At 54.2% G+C, this 10,856-nt stretch carries 7 protein-coding genes and 1 pseudogene; 3 read left to right on the forward strand and 5 right to left on the reverse strand.

From position 1 onward, the window contains the following. The first annotated feature begins 150 nt into the window (after window positions 1-150). From macA to BSP75_RS03610, 3 genes are read left to right on the forward strand one after another with little or no spacing between them, the layout of a single operon-like run. Window positions 151-1,314: a macrolide transporter subunit MacA gene (gene macA / locus BSP75_RS03600; protein ID WP_075112251.1), complete on the forward strand. Its 1,164-nt coding sequence runs from the start codon at window positions 151-153 to the stop codon at window positions 1,312-1,314. Beyond that, complete coding sequence (locus BSP75_RS03605) at window positions 1,311-3,296, forward strand: MacB family efflux pump subunit (RefSeq protein ID WP_075112252.1); 1,986 nt, start codon at window positions 1,311-1,313, stop codon at window positions 3,294-3,296. Before macA ends, BSP75_RS03605 begins: the two co-directional genes overlap by 4 nt. Before the next feature lie 2 nt (window positions 3,297-3,298). Next, entirely contained in the window at window positions 3,299-4,663 is a 1,365-nt protein-coding gene (locus BSP75_RS03610; RefSeq protein WP_075112253.1) for an efflux transporter outer membrane subunit, read from the forward strand. 541 nt (window positions 4,664-5,204) lie between these two features. Here the strand turns inward: BSP75_RS03610 and BSP75_RS03615 are convergent. The 5 genes and pseudogenes from BSP75_RS03615 to rfbA all read right to left on the reverse strand — a co-directional run bounded on the left by BSP75_RS03615 (window position 5,205) and on the right by rfbA (window position 10,687). Beyond that, window positions 5,205-5,615, reverse strand: a complete 411-nt coding sequence (locus BSP75_RS03615; RefSeq protein WP_005344269.1) for an H-NS family nucleoid-associated regulatory protein — start codon at window positions 5,613-5,615, stop codon at window positions 5,205-5,207. Between the two features lie 601 nt (window positions 5,616-6,216). Further along, window positions 6,217-7,932, reverse strand: coding sequence for a Wzy polymerase domain-containing protein (locus BSP75_RS03620; RefSeq protein WP_148140607.1), 1,716 nt, complete (start codon window positions 7,930-7,932; stop codon window positions 6,217-6,219). A 115-nt stretch (window positions 7,933-8,047) separates the two neighbouring features. Continuing rightward, window positions 8,048-9,106, reverse strand: coding sequence for a Wzz/FepE/Etk N-terminal domain-containing protein (locus tag BSP75_RS03625; RefSeq protein WP_075112255.1), 1,059 nt, complete (start codon window positions 9,104-9,106; stop codon window positions 8,048-8,050). A 49-nt stretch (window positions 9,107-9,155) separates the two neighbouring features. After that, on the reverse strand, window positions 9,156-9,695 hold the full coding sequence (gene rfbC / locus BSP75_RS03630; protein WP_075112256.1) for a dTDP-4-dehydrorhamnose 3,5-epimerase: 540 nt from the start codon (window positions 9,693-9,695) through the stop codon (window positions 9,156-9,158). 104 nt (window positions 9,696-9,799) lie between these two features. Then, window positions 9,800-10,687: pseudogene (gene rfbA / locus BSP75_RS03635) on the reverse strand (glucose-1-phosphate thymidylyltransferase RfbA). Window positions 10,688-10,856 lie beyond the last annotated feature (169 nt).

The following is a 10,856-nucleotide window of genomic DNA, read 5'->3' on the forward strand; positions in this document are numbered from 1 at the left end:
CTCACCACTGCGGTCTCTCGCTTACTCCTTTCTCGGCTTATTAACAGTTAACGTCATAACTTTGCTTACATATTTGCGGCTGTTATTTATCAGGGCTTTGCTGCAGGATAATCGCCGCGCACAACCTTTCCGTTTCCATTCAGGTGATCGATGAACATAACCCCCAAGCAGAGAACCCTGGCTATCACCATGCTGATCGCCGTGGTGCTCCTCGGCTGGCTGCTCTGGCCCAGTCAACCACCCAAGGCGATGCTGACCGCTCAGGTGACCCGCGAGGATATTGCCCAGACCGTACTGGCCAGTGGCGTGCTGCAGGCTGTTGAGCAGGTGGATGTGGGGGCCCAGGTCTCCGGTCAAGTTACCAAGCTGGCCGTCGAGGCCGGTGATCAGGTCAAACAGGGAGACCTGCTGGCCGAGATCGATCCCCTGATTGCCCAGAACAATCTCAAGACGGCCGAGGCGGAGCTCGCCAGCAACCGCGCCCAGCTCAAGATCAAGCAGGCGCAGCTGAAGCAGAACGAGCTCGCCTGGCGTCGCCAACAGCAGATGTTCAAACAGGAGGCAAGCTCCCGGGCCGATCTGGAGAGCGCCGAGGCACTGCTGGCGGTCACCCGCGCCGAACTGCAAAACAGTCAGGCCAATATCGACAGCGCCCTGATCAAGGTTGATCGGGCCAAGACCGAGCTGGGCTACACCAAGATCCTGGCGCCGATGGATGGCACCGTCATCAGCATTGTGACCCGTCAGGGCCAGACGCTGGCTGCCAGCCAGACGGTGCCGACCGTGCTCAAGCTGGCCAACCTCGAGACCATGACGGTCAAGGCGCAGATCTCCGAAGCTGATGTCACCAAGGTTAAAGCCGGCATGCCGGTCTACTTCACCCTCATTGGCGATCCGGATACCCGCTATCAGGGTACGCTTCGCGCCGTGGAGTTAGCGCCTACCAACATCAACGATCAGGCCACCACTGGCACTACCACCAGCAATGCGGCCGTCTACTACTACGCCCTGTTCGATGTGCCCAATCCCGACCATACCCTGCGAGTGGCAATGACCACCCAGGTGACCATAGTGCTCGGCGAGCGCAAGCAGGTACTCACGGTGCCGCAAACCGCCCTCGGCAAGTCGCTGGGTGACAACGAGTATGAAGTCACCGTGATCAAGGAAGATGAAACAACCGAAACCCGCACCATCAGAACCGGCATGAAAGATGAAATCCGGATTGAAGTCGTGAGCGGGCTGGCCGAAAAGGAGGAGGTACAGCTCAATCACGGCGCCCCCGCCGCCAATGATGAGATGGCGGTGATGCTATGAGTGAGCCCCTGAGCCAGCTGCCGTTGATCCAGCTGAAAGGGGTCGAGCGCCGCTACCAGAGCGGTGACAGTGAAGTCACCGTGCTCCACCCTCTTGACCTCACTATCGCGGCAGGAGAGATGATCGCCATTGTCGGCGCGTCCGGCTCCGGCAAGTCGACCCTGATGAACCTGCTGGGTTGTCTGGATAGCCCGAGCAGCGGCCAGTATCTGTTTCGCGGTCAGGACACCGCGACCATGGATGCGTTGGCGCTGGCTCGACTGCGCTGCCACCACTTCGGCTTTATCTTTCAGCGCTACCACCTGCTGCCCCATCTCGATGCCGCCGCCAACGTGGAGATCCCCGCCGTCTATGCCGGTACCAGTCGCCCGGATCGCCAGGCGCGCGCGCGTCAGCTGCTGGGCAGACTGGGGCTGGCCGATCGCAGCCACCATACCCCTGGCCAGCTCTCCGGCGGTCAACAGCAGCGGGTCAGTATCGCCCGGGCGCTGGCCAATGGCGGCGAGGTGATCCTCGCCGATGAACCGACCGGCGCACTGGATAGCCAGAGCGGCAAGGAGGTGATGGCGATCCTCAAGGAGCTGCACGCTCAGGGCCACACCATCATTCTGGTCACCCACGATATGAACGTGGCCAGTCATGCCGACCGTATCATCACTCTCAAGGATGGTCGGATTGAGCAAGATAGCGGCCCCTGCCAAACGGCCGTGTTGGCTCCAGCCACCGCCGTAAACCCTCAAAAAATCCCTCAAAAAATAGTGCCCACTCAAGGCGCCATGGGTCACGACTGGGATCGCTATCGGGAAGCGGGACGGATGGCGATCCATGCCATGCTCGCCCACCGGATGCGCACCTTCCTCACCATGCTCGGCATCATCATCGGCATCGCCGCCGTGGTGAGCGTGGTCGCCCTTGGTCAGGGGGCGCGCGCCAAGGTGATCGACCAGATCAATGCGATGGGCACCAACACCATCGAAATCTTCCCGGGCAAAGGATGGGGTGACGAGAAGATGGCCAGCATCCAGACCCTCAACAAGGGGGATCTTGATGCCCTGCTGGGGCAACCCTATCTTGCGGGTGCCAGCCCCGAGATTGGCAGCTCAGGCCAGTTACGTTATCGCAACAAGACCAACAGCGGCAGTGTGACCGGAGTCGGTAACGACTATTTCAAGGTGAAAGGGATGACGCTGGTCAGTGGTCGCTTACTGGAGTGGCAAGATATCCAGCAGCGTGCCGCCGTCGCCGTGGTGGACAAAAAGAGCATCACCAGTCTGCTTGGCAAGGATGATCCGGTCGGCAAGGTGGTACTGGTCGGCACCCTGCCGGTGCGGATTGTCGGGGTGGTCTCGCAGGAGACCGGTTTTGGCCCCACCAGCCAGTCGGTCAATATCTGGCTACCCTACAGCGCGGTGATGAGTCGCCTCATCTCGCAGCACCACTTCAGCCAGATCACCATCCGGGTCAAGGACGGGGTACAACCGGCACTGGCCGAGCAGGCGGTGATCGAGCTGATCACCAAGCGCCACGGGGTGAAGGATTTCTTCACCTTCAGCAGCGACAGCATCATCAAGTCGGTGGAAAAAACCACAGCCACCATGACCCTGATGGTCTCGGCCATCGCGGTGATCTCGCTGATCGTCGGCGGGGTGGGCGTGATGAACATCATGCTGGTGTCAGTGGTGGAGCGCACCCGCGAGATCGGCATTCGGATGGCCGTGGGCGCCCGCCAGTCGGACATCCTGCAGCAATTCCTGATTGAAGCCGTGATGGTCAGCCTGCTGGGGGGGATATTCGGTGTCGGCCTCTCTCTGGGCATTGGTGCGCTCTTTTCACTGCTGGTGGACTCCATCAAGATGCAGTTCTCGCTCTTCTCCATCCTGATGGCCTTTGGCTGCTCGTCACTCATCGGGATCCTGTTTGGTTACCTGCCGGCACGCAATGCGGCGCGGCTCGACCCTGTTGTCGCACTGGCGAGGGAATAACAATGCACAAACTCTCCTGGTTGGCGCTCTGCATGGCCCTCAGCGGCTGCAGTCAGCACAGCACCTATCAAAGACCCGATCTGGATCTCGCCCCTGCATGGCAACAGGCAGACGGCGCCCAACTGGCTGCGCAGGCGGGCCCCTGGTGGCGTGAATTTCATGATCCCCGGCTCGACAAACTGGTCGACGCGGTACTGGCCGCCAACCCGGACATGCGTGTGGCGGCCCTCAAGCTCAAAAGCGCCCGAGTGGGCGCCGAGCAGGCCGATACCAACCTCACCCCTTCGGTCAATGGCTCCATAGGCGCAACTGGCAACAAGGACCTGAAAAGTGGCAAGTCTACCAACAGCCTTGGCCCCTCGCTGAGCCTCAGTTACGAAGTGGATTTGTGGGGCAAGCTTGCCTCGGTGCGAGATCAGGCAAGTTGGGAAGCGGCGGCGAGCGAACAGGATCTCGCCAGCACCCGACTGCTGCTGATCGGCAATACCCTGGAGCAGTATTGGCAGCTCGGCTATCTCGGCTCTGCCATCGCGCTCGGAGAACAGCAGCTGGCCAACCTGACGCGCACCGAGCTGCTGACCCAGACCAAATACCAGGCTGGCGCCATCACCCGGCTCGATCTGGCGCAGGCACGCCAACAGTTGGCCGGAAAACAGGCTGAGCTGGCCTCCCTCAAGACGCAGCAGGAACAGGCTCGCAATGCCCTGCGTCTGTTGCTGGGCCGCAGCAGCGGGCCGCTGGAGTATGCACCCGCTTCCCTTGCAAAGCAGACCATTCCTGAACTTGCGGTGGGTATTCCGGCCGATGTGCTGGCGCGCCGCCCCGATGTCAAAGCGGCCGAATTGCGGCTGCGCAAGACGCTGGCAAAAGGTGACGAGATCCGTAGCAGCTTCTACCCAAGCCTCACCCTGACCGGCAGCGCCAGCACCGCATCCGATCGACTGGCGCAGGTGCTGCAAAATCCGGTCGGTACGCTGGGAGCCAGCCTCGCCCTCCCCTTCCTCGAATACAACCGTACACAGCTCACCATCGAAAGCTCCGAGCTGGATTACCAGATCGCCGAAACCGAGTTTCGCAAACAGCTCTACACCGCACTGGTGGAGGTGGAAGACAATCTGGCCGCCCGCCACTATGGCCAGCAGCGACTCGATTATCTGCAGGAACAACTGAGTTATTCCCAGGAGGCCGAGCGGCTGGCCAAGGCTCGCTTCCAGGCGGGGGCGACCGGTGTGCAGGCCTGGCTCGATGAGCAGAACCGGCTGTGGGATGCCCAGCAGAGCCTGCTAGCCCAGCAAAAAGAGCAGCTCACCACCACTGCCAAGATCTATCGCGCTCTGGGTGGCAGCGATAGCATGACGCCCCGATAATGGTTCACCCAGCTATTCCCCACTCTGCCAGCAGGGTGGGGAATGCTACCCCCATAGACCGTACCGAATTCCCTCTCCCACACTGCAGCCGAACTCCATTGCCCATCATCAAGGGACTGTACAAGGGACTGTAATAGCAGCGCAGCCAATTCCGTGCATCGACAGACTATCTCGGCAATACCTTACGGCAGTTTTCATCCAGAACGCGCCCTGCAGAGATAACGGTTAACGTATATTCCATCAGCAGAGGACTTTCTCTTGCCGAGCAGCGCCCCGTGAATCGTGAGAAGCATTCCCGAAACAGCTATCTGCACGACGCATACAAATAGCGATATTGCGCTGGTGAGCCGCACGACGAAATTAATCGCAAACAACGCGTGATATTGAGGAAAGTAACAGTGTGGTGAAACGACGGTAAAAAGGATACAAGCGAGGATGTAGATAACAGTGAGGCGGAGAGGTGGATTGGATAACCATGAGTAAAACGGCAAAAAATAATGCCGCCCAAGGGCGGCATTATTCAATCTCAGAACCTGACGAATTAGATCAGGAAATCGTTCAGGTCTTTACCCAGTGCTACCTGAGCAGCAATGGCTTTCGGCATACGGCCTTGACCGGTCCAGGTTTTTTCCTGGCCATCTTCTTCGTACTTATATTTAGCCGGACGCGGAGCACGCTTGCTCTTGGCAGCGCCAGTTGCAGCAGCCGGAGCAGCGGCAGTAGCCAGCAGCTCGCGAGGATCAATACCAGCCTGCTGCAGCATTTCGGTGAATTCATTCAGCTTACGCTGACGCTCTTCCTGTTCAGCACGCTCCTGTTCAACAGAATCGGCGCGCTCTTGGTAAACCAGGTCAAACTTCTCTTTAGCTTCCAGCAGTTGCTCAAACGGCAGCTCACGAATAGCGGCACGCAGACTGCGAATGTTCAGCAGAACTTTCAGAAACTCGTTCATTATTTCCTCACAAAAAGTCGGTTACAGGGATACCGTTTCAGAATAGCATGGACAATTCCCGACAACATACAGTTTTTCTATATTAGCGTTCTTTTTTTCTTAATTTTCACCAGCAAGATCGAATGCCGGTCACTATCAATAACAAACAAGCTCGAATGCCGAACATTTGGGTAGTGAGGCGATTACCGTCTTGTGTTCAAGAAAAGGCGGTATTTCAAGACTCATTAATTTCCAGTTCAGTATCCAATAGACTAACTCTGAGATCCGCTATATAAACCTTGATCGCACACCTCTACCATACGTTCAACATCATGTGACAAGCCAGTGCCTATCCGTTTAGCAATAAGCAAGCCTAGATCCCGTCCCGTTCGCCCGATGACGATGGGCATGTCCCAATTAACCATCAATGCATGCAACATTACCAATAAAATCACATGTTAATCAATATGTTAAGAACTCTGTGTTACATTTCAATGCATGCGTCCGTTTGGCAGATGTATACACCAGAAAACAGACTGTTCAGATGCTGGTCATCCAGAAAGCACGCAATAAAAAAGCCAGCCATTGTTAATGGGCTGGCTTTCTGCGTAGCCAAATAGCACTATTTATTTTTGGTTATATTTTTGTCTGATTGATCAACACCGGTAATCACTGCCTGTGAAGCAGCCCCCGTTAAAAGGGGCTCGGTTGGATAGAGCTTAAGTGCTTCTGTTCGCATCGCATTGGCTTCCTCCGCACGACCCAATGCATTAAGCGCGATCACCATATTGGCGTATATGTTGGCACGTGGTGTATGCCGTACGAATGCCTGCCCCCACTCCAGATAAGCTTCCAGTTCAGCCTTGTTACTTGTCTGTAAGCCCACCATCAGACGAACCGAGTTCACATCAAACTCAACTCGAGTCAACCAAGCCATGGGGTTAAGAATATCAAGTAGCAAGGTCGGCTCTTTATACCCACCCCGTTCATACTTGGTGACTACCCATGCGGTGTGAATGGCCGTGAGCATAAAGGGGACAACCAGCAGCGGAATAGCAATCGCCATAAATCGCAGTAACAACCATGGGCGGCACTCCATATCCCACCATGATGAGCGACCATGACTCGCTAGGCTGCTCTCTTCAATTTCGGTATCGATGATATAAATCAGCGTCAGCAACAACCACCACAACACGATTGCATGGTAGAGAGGGTATTCCGTCTGGGTATGGAGCAATATCGGTGTAACCAGAGCAAGCAGCCCCATGGCATTTACCCAACGTACACTTGTCAGACGCCATAATAACCCCCCCCCCATGATCACCATACCGACCATGGGTGCAATGCCTCCCTCAACAGCCCAATATAGAAACTCGTTGTGGGGGTGGTCAAGATTGTACTCAATCTGCACCATGGACGGATTCAGCGCTTTATCAGCCATATAGTGATGGAGAAAAACAGATTCAAAACTGCCGTATCCCCAACCACTCCATGGAGCCTGTGCAATCAGCTTTGCAGCATAGGGCCAATAAATAGACCGCATACCACCAGACTGATAGATCTCCAGCCCACGCTTGGCTCCAGCCATCCAATATTGTGATAACAGGCCGATGGCCACGGCCAAGATAACCAGACCCACTATACGCCATAGCAACCGTTGTCGATAAAGCTGAGGCATCAATAAAAGCAGGGCTAACAGGCCGCCTAATTGCCCCACTCGGGATTGTAAAACCACCAGTAACAGTGATGCAGATAGAATGACGCCATAGCGCAGTGCCATCAGCAAGCAACCACCCTCTCTACGCAACTCCAACCAGATGGCAAGGGCAATACCGGTCGCCATAAACGTTGCCATCACGTTTGGCTGTTGAAAGATCCCGTAAGGGCGATTAGCTTTAGTGTCATAGCCAATCCAGTTACTTGGCGTCAACAAATAGAACTGCACCAGACCCAATACCGCCTCAATCGAGATCGCAATCAAGATGAGATAGAGCAAGCGATCACGCTGCAACTTATCAAAGCGCCATTGATAGAGTCCAAACAAAAACAGCAAACCAGCAAAAAGCCCCAGTAATCTGGGAATGGCATAATCCTTGAGTGCAAACCCTGGATAGAGCATCGGGAGCAGCAGCAAGAGTGCCCCGATCCATAAGCCAGCCTGCAATGGAGAAAAGACCAGACGCTGGCGTAACGTCACCTGCCACAATCCTAACCCCATAGATAATGAGGCAAAGATCCATCCCCAAGCGTTAAAGGGCAGATATAGCCCGGCACCTCCCGGGTTGTGCATAAAAAAATGCATGCCCAACAACCAATAGAGCATGCTTAAAGTCATCATGATTCTCGTTAACGTCACAGCCCTGCTCCTTAGGCCAGCCCAACATTGAAAGGGCACCGAAGAGATAGATAAAAAGAGAGGGGGCTAATTGCCCCCTCTGCTCCCTCAAAAAAGATTATGCTTCTTCTGGCCGACGAAAGGCATGGCGTACCAGCACAATAGCAACACCCAACATGCCCCCAAGTAAGGTTGCCAATACCACTATCAATGGACGCTTAGGTTTATCGCGGCTTAGCGGCTCTTCTGGAGCATCAAGATATGAGAACGGTCGAAAACTGATGCCATCCATTTCCACAGCCTTGAGGCGATCAATCTGTACCTGAAGCTCTATGAGCTTGGGTTGATACTCAGTCAGCTCGAGAGTTTTGAGCACATTCAGTTTTTCTTCCAACCCTTTGGTGCCCAAAGTGGGCAAAAAGCGCTCACTGTTATTATAGTTTGTTAATGGGCGTTCAATGCCAGCCGCTTTGGCGATTGCGATTGTTAGTACCAGATTATTGAGCTCATTTTTTAAAGCTCGCTCGGCATCGTCCTTGGTTAATTTAAAGCTAGTGCTCAAGGCCGCTATCTTGGTTGATTGTTCTTCAGTCAGGTTACTAACCAATTCATGCTGTTGCTTTTCAATAATGAATTGAATGTAGGTTTCCAGCAGGGTTAATGCTTGACTTGAGTTATTTGCGCTGCTCGAGATGATAATACCGGGTTTTTCCCCCTTTTTATCAACAGCCTCTGCAGAGATTAACTCGGACCACTTACGTAACCATAGGCGCTGCGCGGGCTGATCCAACTTAGCTGCTTGGACTTGCTCTTTGAAAAATGAACTGCCCTTCAAAAAATCGCGACGATTCTCATAAGAGTTGAACTGGGCAACAAACTCACCATATACCTGCATTGCATCGGGAAAGCCGCTTATCCCAAACAGGTTGGCCTGGCTGGCTACTCGTAACATAGGGCGCAGATCTTCGTTACGTGGTGCCGAGATCACCGCCTTGGCAGACCAAACTTGTGGCGACAATAGGGCATAGGCAATTCCTGCAACTGCAAATACACCAGAAACCAACAATATCAATAATTTTTGGCGCCACAATACCAGTACCAGCTCACGTAGATCGATTTCCTCTGATACAGGTGCTTGCACCCACTGGTTAGGAATAACCGGCGTTTTTTCGCTCATCTCTTCTCTCTTCATTATCAATGTTAAAAATATTACGACAGAGGCACAATTATGGGGCACCAACAAAACAAGGGGCCAGGCGATCCTTATCCGATAGCAACAAGGGCCACCGCTCAGATAATGGCCATTTTATCGCCAGATTAGGGCTATCCCATCGAATAGTAGTTTCATCACCGGGATGATAATAATCGCTGCATCTGTAAAAAACATCCGCGCTGTCACTTAGCACATAAAAACCGTGCGCAAAACCGGGGGGAATCCAGATAAGCTCGCCGAGTTCTGCATTTAATCGACAACCCAACCATTGCCCGTACGTAGGCGACGAAGGCCGGATATCAACCGCCACATCAAAAATGCTCCCACTGATGACCTGCACCAGTTTACCCTGTGGCCGGCTGTGTTGGTAATGCAAACCGCGCAACGTGCCCCCGATCGAACGACTCAGATTGTCTTGCACTAGCGGATAATGGCCACAGTGTTGTTCAAACTCATCTTGACGAAAACACTCGCGAAATTGGCCACGATGATCAGAAAAAGTTGTGGGCGTAAGGATCATCACCCCCGCCAGCGATGTTGCACGATATTGCATTGATAAATCCATGCGAAAAAGAACCGGATGACCGCTCGCTTACTGTTTGACTTCCTCGGCTACAGCTTGACAGCTTCCCTTTCTGCTCGCAAACCCCACTTGATTCACACATCAGACTGCGTGGCGAGCAACTGTAGCAGGTATTGACCATATCCATTTTTTACCAGCGGGTTAGCGAGCGCTCGCAACTGGTCGGCATCGATAAAGCCCTTGGGAAAGGCGATCTCCTCTGGACATGCAGCCTTTAATCCCTGACGCTTTTCGATGGTCTGAATAAAGTTACTCGCTTCAATAAGGGTTTCATCGGTTCCGGTATCGATCCAGGCATAACCACGGCCCATCATCGCCACCGACAGATTACCTTGTTCCAGGTAGATACGGGTTCACATCGGTGATTTCCAGCTCACCACGCGGCAATGGCTTCAGGCTCTTGGCGATCTCCACCACACTGTTGTCGTAGAAATAGAGGCCGGTGACCGCATAGTTGTTCTTGGGCTCCAACGGCTTCTCTTCCAGAGAGATAGCGGTACCCTCTTTATCAAATTCCACCACCCCATAACGCTCGGGGGCATGCACGTGGTTGGCAAAGACGGTAGCGCCGCTCTCTTTGGCCGCAGCCGCCGCCAGCTGTTTTTGCAGGTCATGGCCGTAGAAGATATTGTCGCCCAGCACCAGCGCACAGGGGTCTGAACCGATGAACTCCTCACCCAGAATAAAGGCTTGTGCCAGCCCGTCCGGGCTTGGTTGAACCTTGTATTGCAAGTTCAGGCCCCACTGGCTGCCATCACCGAGCAATTGCTCAACGCGGGGGTATCTTGCGGCGTGCTGATGATCAAAATATCGCGAATTCCAGCCAGCATCAGGATGATCAACGGGTAGTAGATCATCGGCTTGTCATAGATAGGCAGCAACTGCTTACTCACCGCCATGGTGACCGGATAGAGACGGGTGCCCGACCCCCCAGCCAGAATAATGCCTTTACGTTTGGTCATGAGGTTTGTTTCTTATTTTTAAATTGCAAAAGAAAAGGGTGGTTTGAGGCCTAATGCCGATCAGTTAAGGATCCATTGACCGATCCTCCTGATGTGTAAAAATCCGAAACCTGTTGATTGGTTTCGGATTTTTTATGCGTATCGTACAGGCTCTCGACTTCCTCCACGC

The sequence above is a fragment of the Aeromonas sp. YN13HZO-058 genome (assembly GCF_001921245.1).
Lineage (GTDB): Bacteria > Pseudomonadota > Gammaproteobacteria > Enterobacterales > Aeromonadaceae > Aeromonas > Aeromonas allosaccharophila.